Genomic DNA, 23900 nt, shown 5'->3' on the forward strand with positions numbered 1-23900 from the left:
GCAGATTCCGTCCGGCGTGTCACAACGCCCGGCGGCCGCCGCTTTCGCGGCCGCCACGGCTCAACCCCGGCGGATCTCTTCGAAGCGGGCGGTAAAATGGCGCAGAAACCGCGGCTCGTCCACGATGCGCAGTCCCCGGACCGCCTCCTTGCAGCGGGCGATCGCCCCCAGGGCGTCCGCCACGTAGGCCAAGTGGCTGGCGGTGTAGACGCGGCGGGGCAGGGCCAGGCGGACCATCTCCAGGCGCGGGAAGACCATTTTCCCCGTCCGGGGATTCTTGTGGCCGAACATGACGCCGCCGATTTCGACCGCCCGCACCCCGCCCTCGCGGTAGAGGGCCACGGTCAGGGCCCAGGCCGGGTACTGCTCCCGCGGGATGTCCGGCAGCATCCGGTCGGCCAGGAGATATACGGCGTGCCCGCCGACCGGCTTGAAGTACGGCACGCCGACCCGGTCGAGAAGCGCTCCCAAGTAGGCCGCCTGCGCGGTTCGGTAGGCGAGATAGTCCTCTTCAACCACTTCGGCCAGGCCTTGAGCGATGGCCTCCAGGTCCCTGCCGGCCAAGCCGCCGTAAGTGGGAAACCCCTCGGAAATGATCAGGATACTCTTTAAGCGCTTGGCCAGCTCGCCGTCGGCTAGGGTCAGGAAGCCGCCGATATTGACCAGGGCGTCCTTCTTGGCGCTCATGGTGGCCCCGTCGGCGTAGGAGAACATCTCCCGGGCGATGGCGGCCACGGATTTGCGGGCGAAGCCCTTCTCCCGCTGTTTGATGAACCAGGCGTTCTCGGCAAAGCGGCAGGCGTCGAAGAAGAAGGGGATGCCGACGGCCCGGCAGACGGCGCTGACCCGACGGATATTGGCCATCGAGACGGGCTGGCCGCCGCCGCTGTTGTTGGTGATGGTCAGCATGACCAGCGGGATGCGGGCCCGGCCTTTGGCAGCGATGAACGCCTCCAGCTTGGCAACATCCATGTCGCCCTTGAAAGGGCAGGCCGAGACGGGGTCGTAGGCCTCGTCGATGACCAGGTCGACGGCCGCGGCTCCCCGAACCTCGATGTTGGCCCGGGTGGTGTCGAAGTGGATGTTGCTGGGCACGAAATCGCCCTTCTTGACCATCGCCTCGAACAGGATCCGTTCGGCTGCCCGGCCCTGGTGGGTGGGGATGACATGCTCGAAGCCGAAGAGGCCCCGGACGGCCTTCTCGAACCGGAAGAAGCTGCGGGCTCCGGCGTACGATTCGTCGCCGCGCATGATGCCGGCCCACTGCGAGTCGCTCATGGCCGCAGTTCCCGAGTCGGTCAGGAGGTCGATGAAGATCTTTTCGGCCGGGATGCCGAAGACGTTGTAGCCGGCCCCGCGAAGCGCTTCTTCGCGCTCGGTCCGGGACGGCCGGCGGACGGGCTCCACGACTTTGATCCGGAAAGGCTCCACGGGCGGCTTGATTTCGGTCACGCAAGACTCCCTTGTCAATGATTAGAAAGAGACCAGATTCTTGAAGGCCCGGTAGCGGGCGGTGATCTCGGCCGGCTTCAGGGTCCGGAATCGTTCGACGCCGAACCCCTCGATGGCGAAGGAGGCCATGACGCTGCCGTAGACGGCGGCCCGACGGATCTCCTGCCGGCTGAAGCTCCCGGCCTTGTCGAGCCAGCCGAGGAAGCCGCCGGCGAAGCTGTCGCCGGCCCCGGTCGGATCGACGACGGTTTCGCAGGGCCGGCCCGGCACGGCCAGGACCAGGCGCGAGCCGAAGATCATGGCCCCGTGCTCGCCCTTCTTGATGACCACGAGCCTGGGCCCCATGGCCCGGATCATCCCAGCGGCCTTGACCAGATTCCGCTCCCCGGTCAGCAGCCGGACCTCCTCGTCGTTGCCGAAGTACACGTCCACCCGCCGCAGGACGCGTCGAAGCGCCTCGGGCTTGGTGTTGATCCACAGCCCGATCGTGTCCAGGGCCGTTAGCTTCGGCTTCTCGACCTGGCGAAAGATGGATTCCTGCAGGTCGGGGTCGATATTGGCCAGAAAGAGGATGTCGGCTTTTTTATAGGCGGCCGGGATCTCGGGCCGGAAGTCGAGAAAGACGTTGAGGTCGGTCCGGAGGGTATCCCGCTGATTGGGATCATCGCCGTAGCGGCCGTGCCAGTGGAAGGTCAGCCCGTCCTTGACGGTCTTGAGCCCCTGCAGGTCGATGCCCCGGCGGCGGAAGAAGGTGACAGCGGACCGCGGAAAGTCGCGTCCGACGACGGCCACGATCCCGGGCCGGGTGAAGAAGCTGGCGGCCAAGGCGCAGAAGGTGCACGATCCGCCGATGATCTTCTCCTTCTTGACGGACGGGGTTTCGATGGTGTCGAAGGCGACCGAGCCGACGATGATCAGGCTCATCGGGACCCGCCCCCGACGTACTTGCCGATGATCAGGTGAAGCCGCTTCCGAACGGCCGGCGTGATGAGCTTGGGATCCGTCATGATGGCCCCGGCCAGGGCCCGCCGGCAGCCGCAGGCGGATTCGTCGTGCGGCGGGAGCGAGGCCACGGCCGCCTTGATGACGGCCTTGGCGTTGCCGATGTTGCGGCGCAGGTTCGCAAGGACCATGTCGACTGTGACGCTCTCCTCGCCGGCGTGCCAGCAGTCGTAGTCCGTAGCCAGGTTCATGGTCGCATAACAGATCTCGGCCTCCCGGAAAAGCTTGGCCTCGGCCGCACCGGTCATGCCGATGATCGAGCCGCCCCACTGGCGGTGCATCTCCGACTCAGCTTTGGTCGAGAAGGCCGGTCCCTCCATGCAGACATACGTACCACCCCCGTGACAGCTCAGGCCCAAGCCCTCGGCCGTCCGGTGGAGGTGGCGGGCCAACGACCCGCAGACCGGGTCGGCGAAGGCCACGTGGGCGACGATCCCCTCGCCGAAGAAGGTCGAGCGGCGGTGGGTCTTGTCGATGAACTGGTCGGCGAAGACGAAGTCGCAGGGCCGGATCTCGGCCCGCAGCGAGCCTACGGAGCTGATCGAGATGACGCTCGTGACCCCGAGCATCTTGAACCCGTAGACGTTGGCCCGGTAGTTGATCTCGGAGGGCAGGTAGCGGTGGCCGCGGCCGTGGCGGCTGAGGAACGCCACCCGGCGGCCTTCCAGCGTCCCGACCATATAGGCATCCGAGGGATCGCCCAGGGGCGTCTTGAGCCTGATTTCCTTGAGCTTTTTAAGGCCTTCGATCTCATAGAGACCGGTCCCGCCGAGGATTCCAATCTCGGCCCGGGGCCGATCGGCCTGGACGGTGACGCGGGTCGCGGCTTTTTTCTTTTCGAGCATGGGACCTCCTCGAGTCCGGGTCCTCTACTATACCCAAAACGGCGGCCGATGCCAAACCAGCCGTTCTTTGATTTTTCGGCCCGAAAACGCTATTCTACAAAGATTACCGAGGATCGTGACCCATGAAATACGTTTATCTCGACGCATCCGCCGGCCTGAGCGGCGATATGCTGCTGGGCGCCCTGGCCGACCTGGGCCCGGTCCGGGCCGAGCTCAAAAAGGCGATCGACGGCCTCGGCCTGCCGATCGTCCTCAAGTTCCGCCAAGTCGAGCGCTCCCACCTGCGCGGGCTCAAGGTCGACGTCCGGATCACGGCCCCGACCGCCCGGGCCCGCCATTGGGCCGATATCGAGCGCTTCATCCGAAAAGCCCCCCTCGCCCCGGCCGTCAAGGACAGGGGCCGGGCGGTGTTCGAAACCCTCTTCCGGGCCGAGGCCAAGGTCCACGGTGAGCCGTTCGATCACGTCCACCTGCACGAGGCCGGGGGCCGACGACGCCTTGGTCGACGTGCTCGGGACCTGCTGGCTTCTCGAAACGCTCGGGGTTGCCGATCTCGTCTGCTCGCCCCTCAACGTCGGCTCGGGCTGGGTCAGGACTTCGCACGGCGTCCTGCCCGTTCCGCCGCCGGCTGTGGCGGAGCTGTTGAAGGACGTGCCGGTCTACGCCGCCCATGCCCAAGCCGAGCTGGTCACCCCGACCGGGGCCGCCCTGGTCAAGACGCTGGCCTCGCGCTTCGCCCCGTTTCCCGAGCTCGTCTACGACCGGATCGGGTACGGGGCGGGCGACCGCGACCTGCCCGGGATGCCCAACATCCTGCGGGCGTTTCTCGGCCGCCAAGAAGCCTACGAGCCCGCCAAGCGGGTGTATCTGATCGAGGCGACCGTCGACGATTCCACCCCCCAAGTGCTCGCCGCCTTCCTCGACCGGGCCCTGGAGCTGGGCGCCCTCGACGCCTGGATGACGCCGGCGGTAATGAAGAAAGGCCGGCTGGGCACCCAGCTCTCCCTGCTGGCCGACGGGGCGGGCCTGGACCGGCTGATCCGGGCCGTCTTCGAGGAGACAAGCTCGATCGGCGTCCGCTACCACCCGGTCGAGCGCCGGGCCTTGGAGCGGAGCGTGGAAAAAGTTTTAGTACTCGGGACGCCTATCCGGATCAAGACGGCCGGCCTCGGCGGCCGGGTCCTCAACGCCCAGCCCGAGTACGACGATAGCCTGGCTTTGGCCCGCCGCAAGGGCTTGCCCCTAAAAGACATCCTGCGCCGGGCGACGGCCGCCTATGCGCGGGGAAAATGAGAAGGCCATGAAAACCAAGACAAGCCGGGGCTCGGCCCCGACGACGGAAAAGCGCCGAGGCATGGACCTGGCGCTGATGGAGAGAGGCGTGCGCATGATCCTGCGCGGCGCCGGCGAGAACCCGGACCGGGCCGGCCTCAAGGAAACCCCGGCCCGCGTCGCCCGAATGTACCAGGAAATTCTCGGCGGACTGCACGAAAACCCCGAAATCCATCTCCGGACGGTGCACAAGGAAAAGCACGACGAGATGGTCCTGATCAAGAACATCCCGCTGTACTCGATGTGCGAGCACCATATGCTGCCGTTCGCCGGAGTGGCCCATATCGCCTATATCCCCAAGAACGGCCGCATCGTCGGCCTGTCCAAGCTGGCCCGGGTCGTGGAGGGGCTGTCCCGCCGGCTCCAGGTGCAGGAGCGGCTGACCAAGCAGACCGCCGATATGATTATGGACTACCTCGACCCGCAAGGCGTCATGGTCGTGATCGAAGCCGAGCACATGTGCATGTCGATGCGGGGGGCCAAGAAGCCCAAGTCGATCACCGTCACCTCGGCGGTGCGGGGCATCTTCCGCACCCACCCGGTCACCCGGGCCGAGGCCATCACGCTTATCCGAGGAGGGCTCACCGGTGGAAAAGAAGTCTAAGCCCACGTTCTCCGTCACGACGCCGATCTACTACGTCAACGACATCCCCCATATCGGCCACGCCTACACCACGATCATCGCCGACGCCCTGGCCCGCCACAACCGCCTGGCCGGGCGCGAGGTCTTCTTTCTGACCGGCACGGACGAGCACGGCCAGAAGATCGAGAAGGCCGCGGCCGAGCGCGGTATCACGCCGCTCCAATTGGCCGACTCCGTCGTCACCCGAACCCAGGACCTCTGGAAGGCGCTGGATATCTCGTACGACCTGTTCATCCGGACGACGATGGAAATCCACGAGAAGGGCGTCCAGAAGCTGTTCAAGGCCCTGGTGGATAAGGGCGACATCTACAAAGGCGAGTACAAGGGCTGGTACTGCGTTTCGGACGAGGCCTTCCTGCCGGCGGACGCCCCCGCCGGCAAGGACGGGGCCAAGATCTGCCCGGACTGCGGCAAAGCCGCCACGGTCGTCTCGGAGGAGACCTACTTCTTCCGGCTCTCGGCCTACCAGCAGAAGCTGCTCGACCATTTCGAGGCCCATCCCGAGTTCGTCCGGCCGCAGAGCCGGATGAACGAGGTGGCAAGCTTTGTCCGCGGCGGCCTACGCGACTTGAGCATCACCCGGACGACCGTCAAGTGGGGCGTGCCGGTGCCGGGCGATCCGGCCCATACCATCTATGTCTGGTTCGACGCTCTCCACAACTACGTCACCGGCCTGGGCTGGGACTGGGACATGGAGCGGTTCGACAAGTTCTGGCCGGCCTCGCTGCACCTCATGGGCAAGGACATCCTCCGCTTCCACGCCGTTTACTGGCCCGCGTTTCTGATGGCCTCGGGCTTGGCGCTGCCGGACTGCATCCTGGGCCACGGCTGGTGGCTGAAGGACGAGGCCAAGATGTCCAAGTCCCGCGGCAACGTCCTCGACCCCTATGTCCTGATCAACGCCATGGGGCCCGATCCCCTGCGCTACTTCCTGCTGCGGGAGATCCCCATCGGCCTGGACGGCAATTTCTCGCACGAGGGCTTCATCCATCGCGTCAACTCCGACCTGGCCAACGACTTCGGCAATCTGGTGCACCGGACCCTGACCATGGTCCGGCAATACTTCGGGGGAACGCTCGAGACGCCAGCGGAGGAGCGGACGGACGACCTGGCGATCCGGGAGGCCTTCGAGAAGACCCGGGCCGCGGTCCTGGAGCACTACGAGGCCTACGCCCCGGCTAAGGCGCTGGAGGAGCTGTGGGCCTTCATCGGCCTGGCCAACAAGTACCTGGCCGACAACGTGCCCTGGAAGCTGGCCAAGGACCCGGAGCAACGGCGGCGCCTGGCCCGGGTACTGTGGCAGACGGCGGCGGCCATCCGCGGCGCGAGCCATCTGGTGGCGCCGGTCATGCCCGGCTCGGCCCGCAAGATCTGGGACCTCCTGGGCGAGACGCGCTCGCCGCTCGATGTGCCCTACGCCGAGTTTCGTTTCGACGACCTCGACCCGGCCCGGCCGATGAAGGCCCCCGTGCCCCTCTTCCCCCGGATCGATCTTAAGGAGTTCCTGGGCCGGCCTGGCGAGGCCGGGCCCATCGAGCCGGCACCGGCCGCAAAGGAGACGACTATGGATATCATCACCTACGAAGAATTCAAGAAGCTCGACCTGCGCGTGGGCCTCGTCCTCAAGGCCGAACGGGTGGAGGGGGCGACCAGGCTGCTCAAGCTCCAAATCGACCTGGGGACGGAAGAGCGCCAGATCGTAGCCGGCGTCGCCGAAACCTACGCCCCCGAGGACTTGGTGGGCAAGCGGTTCACCGTCATCGCCAACCTCAAGCCGGCGGTCATCCGCGGCGTCGAGTCGCAGGGTATGCTGCTGGCCGGGATCAAGGATGGGAAAGCCTATATCCCGTTCTTCGAAGGGGACATCCCCCCGGGCAGCAAAGTCCAATAGGCCGCGGCCCGGCCGGGGTCAGAGCAGGGGGACTTTCTTCTCCGCAAAGGCCTTCAAGCAGGCGTCCACGACGGCCGCGTCGAACTGGATGCCGCGCTGAGCCGACAGCTCGGCCAGGGCTTTTTCGATCCCCAAGGCCGGCCGGTAAGGCCGGTGGGAGGCCATGGCTTCGATGACGTCAGCCACCGCGATGACCTTGGCCTCGATCAGGATCTCGCCGTCCCGCAAGCCGCGCGGGTAGCCCGAGCCGTCCAGCCGCTCGTGATGCTGGTGGACGATCTCGGCGATGGGCCAGGGGAATTCCACGTTTTTCAGGATTTCGTAGCCGAACCGGGCGTGCTCCCGGACCAGGCGGAGCTCGTCGTCGGAGAGGCGGCCCGGCTTGCTCAGAATCTCGGCCGGGACGGAGGTCTTGCCCACGTCATGGACGACACCGGCGAAACGGATCGCTTCGATCCGCTCGGCCGAGAGTCCCATCTGCGTGCCGATGGCCCGGGCCAGGTTGGCCACCCGCTTCTGATGGCCGGCCGTCCCGGGATCCCGCATTTCGACGGTCGCGGCGACGACGTTGATGATGTTGCCCAAGGCCTTGCGGAGCTGGTCGGCGATGCGGGCCTGATCGCGCTCGGCCCGCTTACGGTCGGTCAGGTCGCGGACCACGTATTGGACGCCGAAGGGGCGGCCTTCGCCGTCCTTGACCACGGCGCCGCGGACTTCGACCGGGAACTCTCCTCCGTCCGCTCGGCGGAGCATCCGCTCGAAAGGCGGCCCAGCCTCGCCCCGCCGCAAAGCCTGGAACCGCGCTCGGGAGGGCTCCAAGTCGGATCCGGCCAGGAATTCGGCCACCGACCGGCCGTTGACCTTGTCCGGCGGCAGGCCGAGCAGGGCGCCGCCGAGGCGGTTGACCATCATGATCCTGGCTTCCTCGTCGACCAGGAAGACGCCGTCGTTGGCCGACTCGAAGAGCGTTCGAAATCGCGTTTCGCTCTCCGCCAAGGCCCGTTCGTGGGCTTTGCGCTCGCTGATGTCCTGCGACACGACCAGGTACGCCGCCGGCTCCCCCGCGGCGCCGCGGACGAGCCTGGCCGAGACGAGGGCGTCGAAGGTCCGGCCGTCCCGGCGAAGGCAGAGATGCTCCTTGTTGAACTGAACCCCCTCGGCCATCACCGCCTCCATGGTCCGGGCCGCCGCGGCCCGCTCCCCGGCATCGAGGAATTGCTCCCCCCTCAAGCCCAGGAGCTCGAAGCGGTTTTCATATCCGTACAGCTCGGCCGCCGCCCGGTTGCAGTCGATGATCGTCCCGGAGAGGGAGATCAGGAAGATGGCCACCGGGGCCATCTCCATGAACAAGGGCACGTCCATCGTCGGCAGGGGAATCGCCTCGGACTCGGAAGGATCGGAGGCAGACCAAGTCGCCGGAGCGCCCCCCAGGCCGCCCAAGGCGGCCGAATCGGACATCCATGGCCGCGGCAGACCGGGCTCCGTTCGCCCAAGGAGAGGCCGGATTCGGTTGAACATGTGTCCATTCTACGGACGGGGGCCGGCCGAAGGAATCGCCTGCCGGAGTCAATTCGAGGGGTGATTTTCGGGGTCCTCGCCTCACCTCTAGAGGTGAGAGGGGACGGAAGAAGAGACTTTTATTGATTCTTCTCCCGATTCCGGGAAACGCGGTTCGGGGTGTCGGCCCGGCGGCGCGGGTTCACCACTCCTTTTTACGCCAATCCGCTCGGCGCCTCGGAACTCCGCATTCAAGATCTCTCGGTCATGGAGACCACCCACTCCGTTTCGATTCCGTTAGATGGTCGCGTGCTCAAACAGCCCTCGGCGGCCGTTGGCTGCCCTCGCGGAGAGGCGTAAAAAGCCGGAACCCGCGCGGTTTCGCCGTTGGCCGACACCCCGAACCGCCGATGTTTCCCGGAGATGGGAGAAGCACCTTTTATTTATTCAGATGGGCCAGGATGTCGTCCCAGGGTACGGCGCCCGGGCGAACGAGCCGAGGCGTCTTGCCCGTCAGGTCTACGATCGTCGAAACCGCGCCGCCCGGGGTTCGTCCGCCGTCGATGAAAAGATCGACCCGGCCCTCGAAAATCCGCCGGGCTTCGACCGGGTCGGCGATCTCCCCCGCCCCGGCCAGATTGGCGCTGGTAGCCGTCAAAGGAAAGCCGGCCGCCTCCAATAAGCTCCGCAGCCAGGGAAGAGCGGGGACGCGCACGGCGACGGTCCCTCCGGGGCCGAGCAGGACAGGGGGGAATACCGGCCGGGCCTTCAGGACAAGAGTCAAAGGGCCCGGCCAGAACGCGGCCGCCAACCCGGGCAAGGCGGCCGGAGGATCGGCCGCAATCAGGCCGGCCATCTCCAGGCCCGCCGCCACGACCGACAGAGGCTTGTCCCGCAGCCTCCCCTTGAGGCCATAGATCTTTTCGACTGCCGCGGCCGAATAGGCGTTTGCCCCGAGGCCGTAATAAGTGTCCGTCGGATAGACCGCGACCCCGTCCCGGCCGAGGATTTCGGACATTTCCCGGGCTTCCGGCAGGGATGTTGCGTCCGCAGGCGCATGAATGATCCTGGTCGCGAGCATAATCGCTTATCCGAACCCACTTTAAGTAACCCTGCCGGCCCTGTCAACATAAGGAGTTTGTCTTTACAAGTCCCAGCCTTCCCTTTACACTAGGAGTCGATGAAAAGTGGACACCTGACCTGTTTTCGCCACATCCCCGGCCCCGATCTCCTCGAGAGACAGGGGTTCCGGCCTTGGCATGGAATTTGCAAAGGATCGGGCGAAGGAGACCTATGATGAAAAGAGCGATTATCCCGCTGACCGTGGCGGTTCTGGCCTTGGCGGCGATCCCCGCTGCCGCCAACCTGGCGACTTTCCGGCTGAGCTTCAACATCCCGACCATGAAGAGCGACTTCTGGACGACCGAGTTCAACCAAATGACCATCCTCAAGACCGGCTTCCAGGAAACCTCCTTCGGCATCAGCTACGAGATTTTCCTGACCCGGGAGATCAGCCTGGTCTTCGGCCTGGACACCTTCTCCAAGAGCAAGAGCGGGATGTACAAGGGCTTCGTCGGCTACACGTTCGACGAGGGCGACTTCGCCTTCCCGGACGCCTACTTCGGCCAGTATCAACCTTCGCACACCCTGCGCTATTCCGTGACCCCCCTCCAGGCTTCGGTCAAGCTGACGCCCTTCGGCCGACGGACCAAGCTCATCCCCTACATCGGCGGCGGCGTCGGTCTCTATTTTTACAACCTGCGGATGACGGGGGATTTGATCGATTTCAGCGACGAATACGTCTTCACCGACAGCGCGGGCGTCGATGTCCTGGTCTACCCGATCTATGGGGTCGACGCCCAGGAAAGCGAATTCGGCCGCATCGCCTTCGGCTACCACATCTTCGGCGGCCTGATGTACCCGATCGGCAACCGTATGACGGTCGACGCCATGTTCCAGTACAACAAGGCCTCGGCCAGCTTGAAGGCGTTCCAGGGATTCGAACCGCTCGATCTGGGAAGCTACCAGATCTCGATCGGCTTCAATTACTGGTTCTGAGCCTTTTTGACCGGGACCTTCTCGGTCCGATCGAAGGGCAGGACGATCCGGCCCCAGTCCCAAACGGCTTCGACTTCGCCTTGGAAACGGACCGCGACCGGCGGATTGTCGAAGGCCGAGGCCACGTCCTTGCCGATCTCCCAGAAATCCAGCAGCAGCGTCAGCGACACGCCTTTCTCGCCCCGCGCTTCGATCAAGCCGGCGTCCCGGATCGTTCCCTCGGCGATGACCTTGCCGGCGACGCTGACCTTATAGGCGACCCGCTCCGCGTTCAGGGCAAAGCCGTTGGGGTTGACCAGCGCGGCCTGGAAGGTCAGGTCGGCACCGCCCATGGTCAGATCGCGGGCTTCGAAGGGGAGGCATTTGGCGTCGAAACCGCGGAAGATCGGAAAATCGCCGCTGAACGCGATCGGGACGCGCTTTTCCCGGCGCTTTTCGTCCAGGAAGGTCAGGCCTCCGACCAGATTGCAGCCGACCCGGTCCTTGTCCCGGGCTTCGGCGACATTGGCGTAGAGATATTCGTAAGTGAACTTGACCGGAAAGGCGACGGCGGTTTCGCCCTTGGCCGGGATCTGAATGGGGACATCCAGCCCGATTTCAGTCTTGATGTACTCGGTCTGACCGACGACCACCCGGTAATCGTAGCGGGCCAGGGCCTGAGCGCCGGCGGAAACGTTCTTCAGGTCGAGGACGAATACGAGCGTCGCGCTCTCGAGGCCGACGTCGCGGGCCATCCGCTCGCGGACGGAGACTTCGACGTCGTATTTCTGGGCGGCGGCCCGACCTGCGGCGGGGACGAGCAGGGCGATCAGCAGGGCGGCCGGGGCTAGTCCGGCCCTGAGCTTGGGCATTTTATTTCCTTGGCCTCGAATCTCGGGAAATGAATTATTAGTTTACACGAATCCGTCACCCCCCGTCAAAACACCCGATTCCGGGAAAATAACGCCGTAAGGCAGGCCAAGGCGAAACCGTGCGAGTTGATGCCTAAAGCCCTCCATCTGGGACGATCGCCGGGTCTCATGTATAATAGCCCCGGACCGAGACTCCCATGCCGCTTTCCAAACCCGAGTTCCGCGATCGGGCGCTGTTCGCCCGGCTGTTCGGGGCGGATGTCTACGCTGTCGGCGGCTATGTCCGCGACATCCTGCGCAACGCCGCGCCGGCGGAAGTGGACCTCCTGGTGGCCCGGCTGACGGTCGAGGCCATCGTCGAAAAGCTGGCTCCCCACGGCAAGGTCGACCTGGTCGGCCGCAGCTTCGGGGTCATCAAGTTCACCCGGCGCGGCCAAACCTACGACATCGCCCTGCCCCGCGCGGATCGGGCTCCGACGGGAGACCGAAGGGGCCACAAGGATATCGTGGTCCGGGCCGACCCCGGGCTGCCTATCGAAGAGGACCTCCGACGGCGCGACTTCCGGTGCAATAGCATCGCCTGGGCGCTTTCCGACGGAAGGCTGATCGACCCGTTCGACGGCCGGGCCGACATCAAGGCCCGCCGCCTGCGGGTGACCGACCCGGCCGCCTTCCCGGAGGATCCCCTGCGGGTCCTGCGGGCGGCCCGCTTCGCTTCCGTCCTCGGATTCCGCGTGGACCCGCTCATCTATGTCTTGGCCAAGGACATCAACCTGGCCGCTTTGAGCGTCGAGCGGATCAACGAAGAGCTTTTCCGCATCCTGCTTAGATCCCCCCGGCCGTCGATCGGCCTGGAGGAGCTGTTCCGGCTGGGCACGCTGCGGCGGCTTTTCCCCGAGCTCTACGCCTTGACCTTGGTCATCCAGGACTCGGTCTTCCACCCCGAGAAGGACGCTTTCGGACACCACACCGTCTGGAGCCACACCAAGCTCGCCGTCGATCAGGCCGGGCGGCTGGCCGCGGCCTTCAAGCTGGAGCCGCCGCGGGCCCTGGCCCTACTGCTGGCCGCGCTGTACCACGACGCCGGCAAGGCCGAGACCACCGCCTGGGAGCACAAGCGCGGCCGGATGGTGGTGACCTCCGTCGGCCACGACATCGCCAGCGAGCGGATCGCCCGCCTGGCCTTCTCCCGCAACAAGATCTTCTCCTGGAACGGCTTCGACGTTCGGGCCGTGGCCCTGATGCTCATCCGGACCCACCACCGGCCGGCCGAGCTGTGGACCCACCGCCGGGAAGTCACCCGCAAAGCTTTCAACCGGCTCGCCGCCGACGCCAAGGGCGAGATCGAGCTGTGCGCCTATCTGGATGCGGCCGACCGGGGCGGCCGCGGCCGCCGCCCGATGCGGGGCCTGGACCGGGAGAGCCGCTGGCTGCTGGCCACATTCAAAGCCCTGGGGGTGGACCGCGAGACGATCGCGCCGCTCGTCATGGGCCGCGACTTGATCAAAATGGGCGCGGTCCCCGGGCCGGCTTTGGGGGCGGCGCTCAAGGAGATCTACCGCCGCCAGCTCGACAATGAATTTCGAACCAAGGCCGGCGGCCTGCGCCTGGCCCGCAAGCTCCTGGAGGCAAAGCCATGAAACCGGTCTTCGTCACGGGCGGCGCCGGGTATATCGGCTCGCATACGGTCCGGGCTCTCCGCCGCCGGGGCCACGACGTCACCGTCTTCGACAACCTGACGAGCGGCCGCCGCGAATTCGCCGGCGAAGCCCGCCTCGTCGTGGGCGATCTGCGCGACCCGGAGGCGGTCCGGGCCGCCCTGGCCGACCGGCCTCACGCCGCCGTTCTCCACTTTGCTTCCCTCATCCAGGTCGGCGAGTCCTACGCCGACCCGCGCAAGTATTACGAGCATAACCTGACCACCAGCCTCAATTTGCTGGGCGCGATGCTGGAGACGGACACCCGGTCCTTCATCTTCTCCTCGACCGCCGCCGTCTATGGAGTCCCCGAAACGGTGCCCCTACGCGAAGACCACCCCCTGCGGCCGGTCAACCCCTACGGCCGGACCAAGGCGATGGTCGAAACGATCCTCGAGGACTATGGCCGGGCCTACGGTCTCCGCTCGCTGTCGCTGCGCTATTTCAATGCTTCGGGAGCCGATCCCGCGGGCGGATTGGGCGAATGCCACGACCCCGAGACTCATCTCATTCCCAACGCCCTCTTGGCCGCCCTCGGCCGCAAGCCCGCCCTGGAAGTCTACGGGACCGATTTCGAGACCCCGGACGGAACTGCGGTCCGGGACTACATCCATGTCGCCGACCTGGCCGAAGCCCATGTCCTGGCTCTGGAGCACCTGCTCGCCGGCGGCGCCGGCGGCGTCCTCAACCTGGGGACAAATCAGGGCTATTCGGTGCGCCAAGTCTTGGCCCGGGCCGAAAGGGTTACGGGCCGGCCCGTGCCCTTCGTCGAGCGGCCCCGCCGGCTCGGCGACGTCCCGGTCCTGCTGGCCTCGGCCGAGAAAGCCGAGCGCGTGCTGGGCTGGAAGCGGCGCTACTCCGACCTGGATACGATCCTCGAGACGGCCTGGGCCTGGCATGCCGGCCGCGATTGACCGGCTTCCGCCCGGCATGCTATAAGTCCCCCTGATGAAGATCTCCCGCCGAATCGGCCTGCGCTTGGGCTCAGCCGTTCTCGTCGTCGTCATGTGGGGCTGCGGCCATTCGCCTCGTCCGGAGATTCGGCCGGCGGCCGAGGGCGCCAAACCCTTGTCCGCCGACAGGATCGCGACAAACTCGGCGGCCTCGACGACCAAAACGGCCCCACCGGTTCCGCAATCCGCTCCGGCGGCCCGGACCGAAACCAAGGCCCCGATCCCAGCCTCGGAAAAGCTGGCGGCGGTCAAAGCGGGCGGCGACCCGGGACCCGGCCAGGACCAAGCCGCCGCACTGCTCGAGGAGGCCTTGACGGCCTACCAAGAAGCCAGGCGGACCCGGGAGAAGGACGATCTCGACGGAGCCTTGAAAGCCTTGGACGCGGCCTACGACCTTCTTCTCAAGGCCGATGTCCCGCCGGACTCGCCCCTCTACCAGGAGAAGGCCGACCTGCGGCTGCTCGTCGCTCAGCGCATACAAGAAATCTACGCCTCGCGGCGGGTCCCGATCGCGGACAACCACAAGTCCATTCCCCTGACCGTCAACAAATATGTCCAGCGCGAGATCGATTCGTTTCTCGGCCCGGAGCGGAAATTCTTCGAAGAAGCCTACCGGCGTTCCGGCCTCTACCGCGGCTGGATCCAGGCCGAGCTCCGGCAGGCCGGCCTGCCCGAGGAGCTCGTCTGGCTGGCCATGATCGAAAGCTGGTTTATGCCCCGAGCCCTGTCCTATGCCCGGGCCCTGGGCATGTGGCAGTTCATCGCCTCGACCGGATACCGCTACGGACTGACCCGCGACCGCTTCATCGACGAGCGCATGGACCCCGTCAAGTCGACCCGGGCCGCCATCGGGTATCTCACCGACCTCCACGCCCTATTCGGCGACTGGTCGACCGCCCTGGCCGCGTACAACTGCGGCGAGGGCTTTGTCCAGCGCTGCATCGCCGGCCAGAAGACGAGCTACCTGGACGATTTCTGGGATCTGTTCTCCCGCCTGCCCTTCCAGACCGCCCGCTACGTGCCGCGCTTCATCGCCGCCGTCCTGATCGTGAAGGAGCCGGCCCGCTTCGGCGTCGTCCTGCCGGAGCCATACCCGGCCCTGGCCTTCGAGACGGTAACCGTCGACCGGCCGGCCAAGTTGGACGCCTGGGCGGCAGCCATGGGCCTGGAAGCGGCGGAGCTTCTCTTCCTCAATCCCGAGCTGCGGATCCAAGCCACTCCGGACCGGCCCTATCCCCTGCGGGTGCCGACCGGCGGCTCGAGCCGGGCCCAAGCCGCGGCCGAGAGCCTGCCGCGCTACAACCCGCCGGCCGAGACGGTCGTTTCGACCTATGTCGTCCGGGCCGGCGACACCTTGTCCGCCATCGCCGCCAAGTACGGGACTTCGATCCCGGCCCTCCAGAAGCTCAACGGCCTGAAAGGGACTTCGCTCGTCATCGGCCAGCGGATCCGCGTCCAGACCCGCGGTTGAGGCGGGCTCAGCGGATCTCGAACGCCCGCGAATCCGCCAGCTCCCCGTCGATGAAGACCGCCACCGTCCATCGCCCCGGCTCGCGGTCCTCGTCGAGGAGGATCCGGTCCCAGGCGATGTAGCGGTCGTAGGTTTTGCCCTCTTCCCCGATGGCGACCGGATCGGACGCCCGGACGAGCGAGCGGGCCGGGTCGTACCACTTCCAGGCCACGGCATGGCGGCCGCGGAGGTCGCGCAGCTCCAGGAACGAATGGACGGCCGCATCACGGCCTTTGACAAAGAGTGTCCCGTCGGGTCCCGGCCGAGCCCAATCATCCCTGACCGCGACGGCCGCGCAGAGGATGTGCCGGTCGACGGCGGCGGCGGGAGGCGCGGGGCGATCCTTGGGCAGGATTCGAAGCGAGCACGTCACCGTCGTAGCGAGAACGACACCGAGCGCCATCCATCGCCGGCAGTTTCCCATAGCCTTGTTATAGCCGCCGTCCCCGAACCCGTCAATAAAAAAAAGGGATCATCTCCCAACTCCGGGATAATAACGCGGTAGGGGATGTCGGCCAACGGCGAAATAGCGAGGCCGGCGCCTTTTTCCATAGTTCTCTGAGGGAAGCCAACGGCCGCCGAGGGCTGTTTGAGCACGCAACAATCTATCGGAATCGAAAAGGAGGGGAGAACTCCATGACCGGAAGATCTCGAATGCGGAGTTTCGAGGCGCCGAAGGAATTCTTATGTTCCGAAGGCGCCTGACACTTTTGATTTTATTGATATCACCTCCCCAGCCCCTCCTTCAAGAAGGGGATTGGTTCGCGCCTTCGGCTGCATGTGGCGAGGCGAGGCCGAAGCCGCCGGGCCGATATCCCCGGCCGCGTATCCGGAGGAGGGAGATGAACCATAAAAATGCCCCACCCCCCGCGGGAGGGATGGGGCGGTTAGGCTTGGATGGGGGACGCGCAAGCCTACTTGGCGGGCTTGGCCTTGTCCTTTTTCTTCTTTTCCTTCTTCTTGAACTCGGAGCCCACAAGCTCCAAAACGGCCATCTCGGCCCCGTCGCCCATGCGCGGCCCGAGCTGGACGATCCGGGTGTAGCCGCCCGGCCGCTCGCTGAAGCGGGGGGCGATGACGTCGAACAACCGGACGGCCGTCGATTCCTTGTAGAAGACCTGCAAAGCCTGGCGGCGGGCATGCAGGGTGCCTTTTTTGCCCAGGGTGATCATCTTTTCGGCCAGCGGCCGGGCTTCCTTGGCTTTGGCCGTGGTCGTGGTCACCCGCTCCTTATCGATCAGGGACGTCACCAGGTTGCGCAGGAGCGCCTCCCGGTGGGCCGTCGTGCGCCCCAGCTTCCGGCCTTGGTTGAGATGCCTCATTCTCCCGGCTCCTTCTTTATCTCGCCGCCGGTGTCGCCCTTGATCCGTTCGATGAGCTTGGGATGGAGGTCGAGGTTGAGGCCGAGCCCGAGGTTGGTCAGCGTCTCCTTGATCTCCGACAGCGACTTACGGCCGAAGTTCTTGGTTTTCAGAAGCTCGTCTTCGGTCTTCTGGACGAGCTCGTAGATTCTTTCGATGCCGGCCGAGCGCAGGCAGTTGTTCGAGCGGACGCTCAGCTCGAGGTGCTCGATCGGCTTGGACAGGGTATCGATCTGGCCCATGTAGGGGATCTCCCGCTTGGCCGCGGTCGGCTCCCGATCCAGGGGCTCGTCGACGACGTTGAGGAAGATGACCAAGTGGTCGCGCAGGATCTTGGCCGCCCGGGCTACGGCCTCGATGGGGGCCACGGCACCGGTCGTCCAGACCTCCAGGGTCAGCTTCTCGAAGTCGATCCGCTTGCCCACGCGGGCCGGCTCGACCCGATAGTTGACCTTGCGGATCGGCGAGTGGGAAGAGTCCAGCGGGATGGTGTCGATGGTGGCCGTCTCGTCGAAGTTCTGGTCGGCCGGGATGTAGCCGCGGTTGTTGGCGACCATCATCTCGATGTCCAGGGTCCCGTCCTTGTCGATCGAGGCGATGGCCACGGTCGTGTCCAGGATTTCGACGTCGGCGTCGTGGATGATGTCGGCCGCGGTGGCGATGGCCGGACCGTCCATCTTCAGAGTCAGCGTTTTCGCTTCGGCCCCCGCCAGCTTGAGCGGGATGCTCTTCAGGTTCAGCATGATATCCGTGACGTCCTCGACGACGCCGGAGATGGTCGAAAACTCATGCAGGACGCCGGCGATCCGGACGGCCGTGATGGCCGCGCCCGGGATCGACGACAGCAGGATCCGCCGCAAAGCGTTGCCGACGGTGATGGCGAAGCCGCGCTCGAACGGCTGGGCGGTAAACTTGCCATAGTTCGCCGTCAGCGTCTCGTAGTCGCACTCCAGGAATTTCGGCCTCTGGAACGTGATTTCACTCATTGCTCCTCCTTGGCTCGGGCCCCCGATTCTAACGCCGGCTCCCTCACTTGGAGTAGAGCTCGACGACCATGTGCTCTTCGACCGGCAGGGTGACGTCGGCGCGGGTAGGCAGACTGGCCACCCGGACCTTCAGTTCGGGCCGGTCGACCTCGATCCAGCTGGGGATCATCTTCCCGGAGCGGGCTTCGGCCACCGCCCGCAGGTCCTCGGACTTGACCGAGCGGACCTTGAAGCCGATGACGTCGCCGGCCTTGACCAGGGCCGAGGGCACGCCGACCCGGCGGTCGTTGATCTGGACGTGGCCGTGGCAGACGAGCTGCCGGGAGTGGGCCCGGGATAGGGCGAAGCCGGCGATAAACAGGATGTTGTCCAGCCGCCGCTCCAGCATCTGGAGCAGGGTCTCGCCGGTGACCCCCTTCTGGGCCTCGGCCCGAACGAAGAAGAGATGGAACTGCTTCTCCGACATCCCATAGTACCGCTTCATCTTCTGCTTCTCGCGCAGCTGCAGGCCGTAGCCCAGAACGCGCCGGCGGGCCCGACCGTGCTGGCCGGGGGGATAGGCCCGGCGTTCGACCGGGCACTTGTCCGAGAGGCATTTATCGCCCTTGAGGAAGAGCTTGGTCTTCTCCACCCGGCAGAGCCGGCAGATGGGTTCGCTGTATCTCGACATGGGAAACTCTCCTTAGACCCGACGGCGGCGGCAGACCCGGCAGCCGTTGTGGGGGATGGGGGTCACGTCTTTGATCGACTTGATCTCCAGCCCGCCCGCCTGCAGGGAGCGGATGGCCGATTCGCGGCCGGCCCCGGGTCCCTTGACCCGGACATCCACCGTCCGGACGCCGAAGTCGCGGGCCTTGACGGCGGCTTCCTTGCCCGCCAGCTGGGCGGCGAACGGGGTGCCCTTGCGGGCGCCCTTGAAGCCGACCGTGCCGGAGCTCGTCCAGCAGACGGAGGCGCCCTGGCCGTCGGTGATGGTGATGATGGTGTTGTTGAAGGTCGACTGAATATGGGCGACACCGTATCCGATGTCGCGCCGGACCTTTTTCTTCTTGGTCTTGGCTTTGGGCTTGGCTGCCATCGATCGCTCCTTTTGCGCTTACTTGGCCGTGGGCTTCATCTTCTTGATCGAATGCCCGCGCGGGCCCTTCCGGGTCCGGGCGTTGGTCTTGGTCCGCTGGCCCCGGACGGGCAGTTTGCGCTTGTGGCGCATGCCGCGGTAGCTGCCGATATCGATCAGCCGCTTGATGTTCTGGCTGATCTCCTTGCGGAGGTCGCCTTCGATCTTTTCCCGCTTTTCGATGATCTGGCGGATCTTGTTGATCTCGTCCTCGCTGAGGGCCTTGATCTTCTTGTTCTTGTCGATCTTGGCTTCCTCAAGGACGGCGACCGACTTGGAACGGCCAATGCCGTAGATGTAGGTCAGTCCGATCTCGATCCGCTTTTCCGGGGGTAGGTTGATGCCTGCAATACGTGCCATGGGAACCTCGTCTTATCCTTGCCTCTGTTTGTGCCTAGGGTTGGTGCAGATCACGACAATAATGCCTTTGCGCCGGATGATCTTGCAGTTCCGGCAGATCTTCTTGACCGATGCGCGTACTTTCATGGGCCCGTCCTTATTTGAATCGGTACGTGATCCGTCCCTTGGTCAGGTCGTAGGGCGAAATCTCGACCAGGACCTTGTCCCCCGGGAGGATCCGAATGAAGTGTTTTCTCATCTTGCCCGAAATATGGGCCAGGATGCGGTGCTTGTTGGCCAGCTCCACCCGGAACATGGCGTTCGGCAGGGTTTCCAGCACCGTGCCCTCGGCCTCGAAGACGTCTTCTTTAGGCATGCGCCTGCTCCTTGCCCGGCCGGGCCGGGGCCGGGGCGTCGGCCCGGCTCAGGATCACCGGCCCCTCTTCGGTCAGGGCCACCGTCTCCTCGTAGTGCGCAGCCAGGCTGCGGTCCTTGGTCACCGCAGTCCAGCCGTCGTCCTGGATCTCTATGTCCCAGTCGCCGGCGGCGATCATCGGCTCGATGGCCAGGACCAACCCGCGCCGCAGCCGCGGTCCGCGGCCGGGCACCCCGAAGTTGGGCACCTGGGGCTCCTCGTGCAGGGCGTGGCCGATGCCGTGCCCGACGAAAGAGCGGATGACCGAAAAGCCCTCGGCCTCGACATGCCGCTGCACGGCGTGGGAGATATCCGAGACCCGGCCGCCCTCAACCATCGCCTCCAGGCCCTTGCGGAAGGAGCCTTCGGCGGCCGCGATCAGCCGCTCGGCCAGGGGCGAGATGCGGCCGACCGGGTAGCTGCGGGCGGCGTCGCCGTAGAATCCGTCGTACAGGACGCCGAAGTCCAGGCTGACCAGGTCACCTTCCCGAAGAACCCGATCCGAGGGGATGCCGTGGATGATCTCCTCGTTGATCGAGATGCAAACCGAAGCCGGGTAGCCGCGATAGCCCTTGAAGGCCGGCTTGGCCCCCAGCTCGCGGGCCCGCCGCTCGGCTCGGGCATCGAGATCGGCGGTCCGGACGCCGGGGACGACGAAGCCCCGCAGCTCGTCCAGGATCATGGCCACGATCCGGCTGGCCGCCGTCATGGCCGCGATCTCCGCCTCGGTCTTGTAGACGATCATCGGGCCGCCCCTCCCCTGTCCGGCCTCAGCACCGCGTCCAGGACGGCCGCGACCCGGGGAAAGACCTCGGCCGCCGTGCCTTCGCCGTCGACCGGCCGGAAATCCGACCGCTCCCGGTAGAAGGCCTTAAGGGGCGCCGTGGCCGACTCGTAAACCTGAATCCGCTCCCGGACGACCTCAACCGCGTCGTCGGCCCGCGCCTGGAGGCCGGAACCGCACGAATCGCAGAGGTCCGCCCGCATCGGGGGCTTGCGGGTCAGGTGGTAGATTGCGCCGCAGGACGGGCAGACTCGCCGCCCGCACAGCCGCTCGATCAGGGAGCTCAAGCCGACCTCGAAGGAGATGACCAGCTCCGGCCGCTCGCCGTCGAGCCGGGCCAGCGACTCGGCCTGGGCGATCGTCCGGGGGTAGCCGTCCAGAATATAGCCGGCCCGGCAATCTGGCCGGGCGATCCGCTCGCGGACGATGGCCGTGACGATCTCGTCCGGGACGAGTCCACCGTGGGCCATGATCCCCTCGGCTTGCCGGCCCAGCGGCGTCCCCTCGCGGACGGCCCGCCGCAGCAGGTCGCCGGTGGAGATGCGGGGAAACCCGTAGGCGCGTTCGATCATCTCGCCCAGGGTACCCTTGCCGCTGCCCGGCGCGCCGAGGAGGATGATCCTCATCCGCGCCTCCCTTTGATCCGGCCCTTGCGCATGAAGCCGTCGTAGTGGCGCATGACCAGCTGGGCTTCGACCTGCTGCAGGGTGTCCATGGCCACCCCGACCACGATCAGGATCGAGGTGCCGCCGAAGTAGAAGTCGACCTGCAGTCCTTGGGTGACCCAGGCCGGCAGGACCCGGTCCAGGAAGCCGCCGATAAACGGCAGGTACTGGACTTTGAATCCGGTCATCAGGAACTCGGGCAAGATGGCCAGCGCGGCCAGGTAGACCGCGCCGACCAGGGTGATGCGGGACAGGATGTCGTCGATGGCATCCGAGGTGTTCTTGCCCGGCCGGATGCCAGGGATAAACCCGCCGTACTTGCGCAGGTTCTCGGCCACGTCGGTCGGGTTGAAGATGATCGAGACATAGAAGTAGGTGAAGAAAATGATGGCGGTTACGTAGGCCAGGTTGTACAGCGGCATGCCCAGCTGGAACTGGCGGGCGATGGTCTGCAGGGCCGGGACCTTGATCATCTGGGCGATGGTGGCGGGGATGGTGATGATCGAAGCGGCGAAGATGATCGGGATGACGCCGCCGGTGTTGACCCGCAGCGGCAGGTGGGTGCTCTGGCCGCCGTAGACCCGGCGACCGACCACCCGCTTGGCGTAGGAGACGGGGATACGCCGCTGGCCCCGCTCGACATAGATGATGAAGGCGATGACGACGACCATCATCGCGCCCAGGACCAGGATCTTGATCGGGTTCCAGGAGCCGTTCTGCAGACCCTGGACCATGCCGTTCAGCCCGGCCGGGAAGCGGGCCACGATGCCGGCGAAGATCAGCAGCGAGATGCCGTTGCCGATGCCGCGCTCGGAGATCTGCTCGCCCAGCCACATGACGAAGACCGTGCCCGTGGTCAGGGTCAAGACGGTCAGCAATTGGAAGGGCAGGCCCGGGTTGGGCACGATGGCCGCCCCGCCGGGGCTCTTCAGCCCCTGCAGGAACAGGGCGATGCCCCAGGCCTGGATGATGCAGATGCCGAGGGTGCCGTAGCGGGTGTACTGGGTGATCTTCTTCCGTCCCAGCTCGCCCTCCTTGGACAGCCGCTCCAGGTAGGGCCAAACCACGGTCAGGAGCTGCAGGATGATCGACGAGCTGATGTAGGGCATGATGCCCAGGGCGAAGATGGTCATCTTCGACATGTAGCGGCCCGAGAACATGTCGATGAACCCGAGGATGGTCCCCTTCTGCGACTGCCAGAACTCGGCCAGGGCGGACGAGGAGATGCCGGGGTTCGGAATCTGGCCGCCGGCGCGGTAGATGGCCAGCAGCACCAGAGTGAAGATGACGCGCTTGCGCAGCTCCGGGATGGAGAAGATATTGCGGACGCTGTCCAAAACCATGTTCAGACCTCGAGGACCACGGCTTGGCCGCCGGCTTTCTCGATCTTGGCCTTGGCCGAGGCGGAAAACTTGTGGGCCCGCACGGTCAGGGCCCGCCCGAATTCACCGCGGCCGAGGACCTTGACCCGCTCGGAGGCCGACCCGATCAGGCGGGCGGCGGCCATCTCGGCCGGGCCGATCTCGGTTCCGGTCAGGGCCGCCAGGCGGTCCAGGTTGATCTCGGCGTAAACGATCCGGAAGATGTTGGTGAAACCCCGCTTGGGAATGCGGCGGTGGAGCGGCATCTGGCCGCCTTCGAAGCCGCGCTTGCGGGAGTACCCGGCGGTGGCCTTCTGGCCCTTGCTGCCTTTGCCCGAAGTTTTGCCGAGCCCGGAGCCGGGGCCGCGGCCGACCCGTTTCCTATTCTTGCTGGAGCCTTTGGCGGGTTTGAGCGTGCTGAGGTTCATTTCTTGACCATCTCCACTTCGACCAAGTGCGGGATCTTCCGGACCATGCCCCGGATTCCGGGATTGTCGGGCCGGACGACCACGGCGTTGGGCTTGCGCAGACCGAGGCCCCAAGCCACCTTGCGCTGAGTTTGGGGGTAGCCGACCAGGCTGCGCACCAGTTTGATCTTGAGTTCGTTGGCCGGGCTCATTGCCAGACCGTCCCTTTGGCCTTGCCGCGGTTCTTCCCGACGACATCCGGGTTCTGGATCCGCTTCAGGGCGTCCATGGTGGCATGGGCCACGCTGATCGGGTTGGAGCTTCGCAGCGACTTGGTCAGGATGTCCTTGATCCCAGCCAGCTCCATGATGACCCGGACGGCGCCGCCGGCGATGACTCCGGTCCCCTTGGAGGCGGGCCGCAGGACGACGGCGCCGGCGTCGGCCTCGCCCCGCACCAAGTGGGGAATGGTCGTCTCGGCCAGGGTCACCCGGACCAGATGCTTCTTGGCGTTCTCGACGGCCTTGGCGATGGCCGAGGGCACCTCGCGGGCCTTGCCCTTGCCGATGCCGATGACGCCGCGGTAGTTGCCGACCGCGACCAGGGCCGAGAAGCTCAGGTTCTTGCCGCCCTTGACGACCTTGGTCACCCGGCGGATGTGGATGACCTGGTCCTTGAGCTCGCCGATCTCCTCGATCGGCTCCGGGACGGCGGCGGGCTCTTCGACCTTGTCC

General features: G+C 65.8%; 26 protein-coding genes and 2 pseudogenes. 8 read left to right on the top strand and 20 right to left on the bottom strand.

The annotated features are described in order from the left end of the window. Window positions 1–60: 60 nt before the first annotated feature. Genes NTZ26_10515 through mtnP form a run of 3 tightly spaced genes read right to left on the bottom strand, consistent with a single transcriptional unit; the run spans window position 61 to window position 3299 of the window. On the bottom strand, window positions 61–1443 hold the full coding sequence (locus NTZ26_10515; protein MCX6560929.1) for a tryptophanase: 1383 nt from the start codon (window positions 1441–1443) through the stop codon (window positions 61–63). 30 nt (window positions 1444–1473) lie between these two features. After that, a complete protein-coding gene (locus tag NTZ26_10520; protein MCX6560930.1) occupies window positions 1474–2376 on the bottom strand; it encodes a PfkB family carbohydrate kinase in 903 nt (300 codons plus the stop codon). Continuing rightward, entirely contained in the window at window positions 2373–3299 is a 927-nt protein-coding gene (gene mtnP / locus NTZ26_10525; protein MCX6560931.1) for an S-methyl-5'-thioadenosine phosphorylase, read from the bottom strand. The genes NTZ26_10520 and mtnP overlap by 4 nt, the downstream gene beginning before the upstream one ends. Window positions 3300–3466: 167 nt before the next feature. On the opposite strand from mtnP, the pseudogene NTZ26_10530 reads away from it, so the two are divergent. The 4 genes and pseudogenes from NTZ26_10530 to metG all read left to right on the top strand — a co-directional run bounded on the left by NTZ26_10530 (window position 3467) and on the right by metG (window position 7165). Further along, window positions 3467–3721: pseudogene (locus NTZ26_10530) on the top strand (DUF111 family protein). A 25-nt stretch (window positions 3722–3746) separates the two neighbouring features. Next, window positions 3747–4592 (top strand): LarC family nickel insertion protein, encoded by an 846-nt coding sequence (locus NTZ26_10535; GenBank protein MCX6560932.1) that lies wholly within the window; start codon window positions 3747–3749, stop codon window positions 4590–4592. Window positions 4593–4653: 61 nt separating this feature from the next. Next, a complete protein-coding gene (folE, locus tag NTZ26_10540) occupies window positions 4654–5235 on the top strand; it encodes a GTP cyclohydrolase I FolE (protein ID MCX6560933.1) in 582 nt (193 codons plus the stop codon). Continuing rightward, window positions 5219–7165: a methionine--tRNA ligase gene (gene metG / locus NTZ26_10545; protein MCX6560934.1), complete on the top strand. Its 1947-nt coding sequence runs from the start codon at window positions 5219–5221 to the stop codon at window positions 7163–7165. Before folE ends, metG begins: the two co-directional genes overlap by 17 nt. A gap of 18 nt (window positions 7166–7183) precedes the next feature. Here the strand turns inward: metG and NTZ26_10550 are convergent, their stop codons facing one another. Both NTZ26_10550 and NTZ26_10555 read right to left on the bottom strand, forming a co-directional pair. Continuing rightward, complete coding sequence (locus NTZ26_10550; protein ID MCX6560935.1) at window positions 7184–8683, bottom strand: PAS domain S-box protein; 1500 nt, start codon at window positions 8681–8683, stop codon at window positions 7184–7186. Between the two features lie 418 nt (window positions 8684–9101). Further along, window positions 9102–9680, bottom strand: coding sequence for an L-threonylcarbamoyladenylate synthase (locus NTZ26_10555; GenBank protein ID MCX6560936.1), 579 nt, complete (start codon window positions 9678–9680; stop codon window positions 9102–9104). Between the two features lie 278 nt (window positions 9681–9958). On the opposite strand from NTZ26_10555, the gene NTZ26_10560 reads away from it, so the two are divergent. Then, entirely contained in the window at window positions 9959–10720 is a 762-nt protein-coding gene (locus NTZ26_10560; GenBank protein ID MCX6560937.1) for a hypothetical protein, read from the top strand. Here NTZ26_10560 and NTZ26_10565 read toward each other — a convergent pair. Then, on the bottom strand, window positions 10708–11571 hold the full coding sequence (locus tag NTZ26_10565; protein MCX6560938.1) for an LEA type 2 family protein: 864 nt from the start codon (window positions 11569–11571) through the stop codon (window positions 10708–10710). The two genes, NTZ26_10560 and NTZ26_10565, sit on opposite strands and share 13 nt — an antisense overlap. A gap of 197 nt (window positions 11572–11768) precedes the next feature. On the opposite strand from NTZ26_10565, the gene NTZ26_10570 reads away from it, so the two are divergent. Genes NTZ26_10570 through NTZ26_10580 form a run of 3 tightly spaced genes read left to right on the top strand, consistent with a single transcriptional unit; the run spans window position 11769 to window position 15692 of the window. Next, window positions 11769–13211, top strand: coding sequence for an HD domain-containing protein (locus NTZ26_10570; GenBank protein MCX6560939.1), 1443 nt, complete (start codon window positions 11769–11771; stop codon window positions 13209–13211). Beyond that, entirely contained in the window at window positions 13208–14182 is a 975-nt protein-coding gene (gene galE / locus NTZ26_10575) for a UDP-glucose 4-epimerase GalE (GenBank protein MCX6560940.1), read from the top strand. Before NTZ26_10570 ends, galE begins: the two co-directional genes overlap by 4 nt. 34 nt (window positions 14183–14216) lie before the next feature. Next, on the top strand, window positions 14217–15692 hold the full coding sequence (locus NTZ26_10580) for a transglycosylase SLT domain-containing protein (GenBank protein ID MCX6560941.1): 1476 nt from the start codon (window positions 14217–14219) through the stop codon (window positions 15690–15692). Window positions 15693–15699: 7 nt separating this feature from the next. On the opposite strand, the gene NTZ26_10585 is transcribed toward NTZ26_10580, so the two are convergent. From NTZ26_10585 to rpsE, 14 genes and pseudogenes are all read right to left on the bottom strand, one after another. After that, complete coding sequence (locus NTZ26_10585) at window positions 15700–16134, bottom strand: hypothetical protein (GenBank protein ID MCX6560942.1); 435 nt, start codon at window positions 16132–16134, stop codon at window positions 15700–15702. A 514-nt stretch (window positions 16135–16648) separates the two neighbouring features. Then, a pseudogene (gene rplQ, locus NTZ26_10590) lies at window positions 16649–17053 on the bottom strand (50S ribosomal protein L17). Next, window positions 17050–18078, bottom strand: a complete 1029-nt coding sequence (locus NTZ26_10595; GenBank protein MCX6560943.1) for a DNA-directed RNA polymerase subunit alpha — start codon at window positions 18076–18078, stop codon at window positions 17050–17052. The pseudogene rplQ and the gene NTZ26_10595 overlap by 4 nt, the downstream one beginning before the upstream one ends. 43 nt (window positions 18079–18121) lie before the next feature. Beyond that, a complete protein-coding gene (gene rpsD, locus NTZ26_10600; GenBank protein ID MCX6560944.1) occupies window positions 18122–18748 on the bottom strand; it encodes a 30S ribosomal protein S4 in 627 nt (208 codons plus the stop codon). A 12-nt stretch (window positions 18749–18760) separates the two neighbouring features. Further along, the gene (rpsK, locus tag NTZ26_10605; GenBank protein MCX6560945.1) at window positions 18761–19156 is read right to left on the bottom strand and encodes a 30S ribosomal protein S11; all 396 of its coding nucleotides are present in this window, start codon (window positions 19154–19156) and stop codon (window positions 18761–18763) included. An 18-nt stretch (window positions 19157–19174) separates the two neighbouring features. Beyond that, entirely contained in the window at window positions 19175–19555 is a 381-nt protein-coding gene (gene rpsM, locus NTZ26_10610; protein ID MCX6560946.1) for a 30S ribosomal protein S13, read from the bottom strand. A gap of 12 nt (window positions 19556–19567) precedes the next feature. Then, window positions 19568–19681 (bottom strand): 50S ribosomal protein L36, encoded by a 114-nt coding sequence (gene rpmJ, locus NTZ26_10615; GenBank protein MCX6560947.1) that lies wholly within the window; start codon window positions 19679–19681, stop codon window positions 19568–19570. Window positions 19682–19691: 10 nt separating this feature from the next. After that, entirely contained in the window at window positions 19692–19910 is a 219-nt protein-coding gene (infA, locus tag NTZ26_10620; GenBank protein MCX6560948.1) for a translation initiation factor IF-1, read from the bottom strand. Next, complete coding sequence (map, locus tag NTZ26_10625) at window positions 19903–20694, bottom strand: type I methionyl aminopeptidase (GenBank protein MCX6560949.1); 792 nt, start codon at window positions 20692–20694, stop codon at window positions 19903–19905. The genes infA and map overlap by 8 nt, the downstream gene beginning before the upstream one ends. Further along, window positions 20691–21359: an adenylate kinase gene (locus NTZ26_10630; GenBank protein ID MCX6560950.1), complete on the bottom strand. Its 669-nt coding sequence runs from the start codon at window positions 21357–21359 to the stop codon at window positions 20691–20693. The genes map and NTZ26_10630 overlap by 4 nt, the downstream gene beginning before the upstream one ends. Further along, the gene (secY, locus tag NTZ26_10635; GenBank protein ID MCX6560951.1) at window positions 21356–22741 is read right to left on the bottom strand and encodes a preprotein translocase subunit SecY; all 1386 of its coding nucleotides are present in this window, start codon (window positions 22739–22741) and stop codon (window positions 21356–21358) included. Before secY ends, NTZ26_10630 begins: the two co-directional genes overlap by 4 nt. 2 nt (window positions 22742–22743) lie before the next feature. Continuing rightward, a complete protein-coding gene (rplO, locus tag NTZ26_10640) occupies window positions 22744–23187 on the bottom strand; it encodes a 50S ribosomal protein L15 (GenBank protein ID MCX6560952.1) in 444 nt (147 codons plus the stop codon). Further along, window positions 23184–23378: a 50S ribosomal protein L30 gene (rpmD, locus tag NTZ26_10645; protein MCX6560953.1), complete on the bottom strand. Its 195-nt coding sequence runs from the start codon at window positions 23376–23378 to the stop codon at window positions 23184–23186. Before rpmD ends, rplO begins: the two co-directional genes overlap by 4 nt. Continuing rightward, complete coding sequence (rpsE, locus tag NTZ26_10650; protein ID MCX6560954.1) at window positions 23375–23863, bottom strand: 30S ribosomal protein S5; 489 nt, start codon at window positions 23861–23863, stop codon at window positions 23375–23377. Before rpsE ends, rpmD begins: the two co-directional genes overlap by 4 nt. Window positions 23864–23900: the final 37 nt, after the last annotated feature.

The organism is Candidatus Aminicenantes bacterium (assembly GCA_026393855.1).
Taxonomy (GTDB): Bacteria; Acidobacteriota; Aminicenantia; order Aminicenantales; family UBA4085; genus UBA4085.

What these genes read in the sequence shown, in the direction of transcription:
- NTZ26_10520 (MCX6560930.1), bottom strand. Translation starts at nt 2,376, where the DNA reads ATGAGCCTGATCATCGTCGGCTCGGTCGCCTTCGACACCATCGAAACC.
- mtnP (MCX6560931.1), bottom strand. Translation starts at nt 3,299, where the DNA reads ATGCTCGAAAAGAAAAAAGCCGCGACCCGCGTCACCGTCCAGGCCGAT.
- folE (MCX6560933.1), top strand. Translation starts at nt 4,654, where the DNA reads ATGGACCTGGCGCTGATGGAGAGAGGCGTGCGCATGATCCTGCGCGGC.
- NTZ26_10550 (MCX6560935.1), bottom strand. Translation starts at nt 8,683, where the DNA reads ATGTTCAACCGAATCCGGCCTCTCCTTGGGCGAACGGAGCCCGGTCTG.
- NTZ26_10555 (MCX6560936.1), bottom strand. Translation starts at nt 9,680, where the DNA reads ATGTCCGAAATCCTCGGCCGGGACGGGGTCGCGGTCTATCCGACGGAC.
- NTZ26_10560 (MCX6560937.1), top strand. Translation starts at nt 9,959, where the DNA reads ATGAAAAGAGCGATTATCCCGCTGACCGTGGCGGTTCTGGCCTTGGCG.
- NTZ26_10565 (MCX6560938.1), bottom strand. Translation starts at nt 11,571, where the DNA reads ATGCCCAAGCTCAGGGCCGGACTAGCCCCGGCCGCCCTGCTGATCGCC.
- NTZ26_10570 (MCX6560939.1), top strand. Translation starts at nt 11,769, where the DNA reads ATGCCGCTTTCCAAACCCGAGTTCCGCGATCGGGCGCTGTTCGCCCGG.
- galE (MCX6560940.1), top strand. Translation starts at nt 13,208, where the DNA reads ATGAAACCGGTCTTCGTCACGGGCGGCGCCGGGTATATCGGCTCGCAT.
- NTZ26_10580 (MCX6560941.1), top strand. Translation starts at nt 14,217, where the DNA reads ATGAAGATCTCCCGCCGAATCGGCCTGCGCTTGGGCTCAGCCGTTCTC.
- NTZ26_10585 (MCX6560942.1), bottom strand. Translation starts at nt 16,134, where the DNA reads ATGGCGCTCGGTGTCGTTCTCGCTACGACGGTGACGTGCTCGCTTCGA.
- NTZ26_10595 (MCX6560943.1), bottom strand. Translation starts at nt 18,078, where the DNA reads ATGAGTGAAATCACGTTCCAGAGGCCGAAATTCCTGGAGTGCGACTAC.
- rpsD (MCX6560944.1), bottom strand. Translation starts at nt 18,748, where the DNA reads ATGTCGAGATACAGCGAACCCATCTGCCGGCTCTGCCGGGTGGAGAAG.
- rpsK (MCX6560945.1), bottom strand. Translation starts at nt 19,156, where the DNA reads ATGGCAGCCAAGCCCAAAGCCAAGACCAAGAAGAAAAAGGTCCGGCGC.
- rpsM (MCX6560946.1), bottom strand. Translation starts at nt 19,555, where the DNA reads ATGGCACGTATTGCAGGCATCAACCTACCCCCGGAAAAGCGGATCGAG.
- rpmJ (MCX6560947.1), bottom strand. Translation starts at nt 19,681, where the DNA reads ATGAAAGTACGCGCATCGGTCAAGAAGATCTGCCGGAACTGCAAGATC.
- infA (MCX6560948.1), bottom strand. Translation starts at nt 19,910, where the DNA reads ATGCCTAAAGAAGACGTCTTCGAGGCCGAGGGCACGGTGCTGGAAACC.
- map (MCX6560949.1), bottom strand. Translation starts at nt 20,694, where the DNA reads ATGATCGTCTACAAGACCGAGGCGGAGATCGCGGCCATGACGGCGGCC.
- NTZ26_10630 (MCX6560950.1), bottom strand. Translation starts at nt 21,359, where the DNA reads ATGAGGATCATCCTCCTCGGCGCGCCGGGCAGCGGCAAGGGTACCCTG.
- secY (MCX6560951.1), bottom strand. Translation starts at nt 22,741, where the DNA reads ATGGTTTTGGACAGCGTCCGCAATATCTTCTCCATCCCGGAGCTGCGC.
- rplO (MCX6560952.1), bottom strand. Translation starts at nt 23,187, where the DNA reads ATGAACCTCAGCACGCTCAAACCCGCCAAAGGCTCCAGCAAGAATAGG.
- rpmD (MCX6560953.1), bottom strand. Translation starts at nt 23,378, where the DNA reads ATGAGCCCGGCCAACGAACTCAAGATCAAACTGGTGCGCAGCCTGGTC.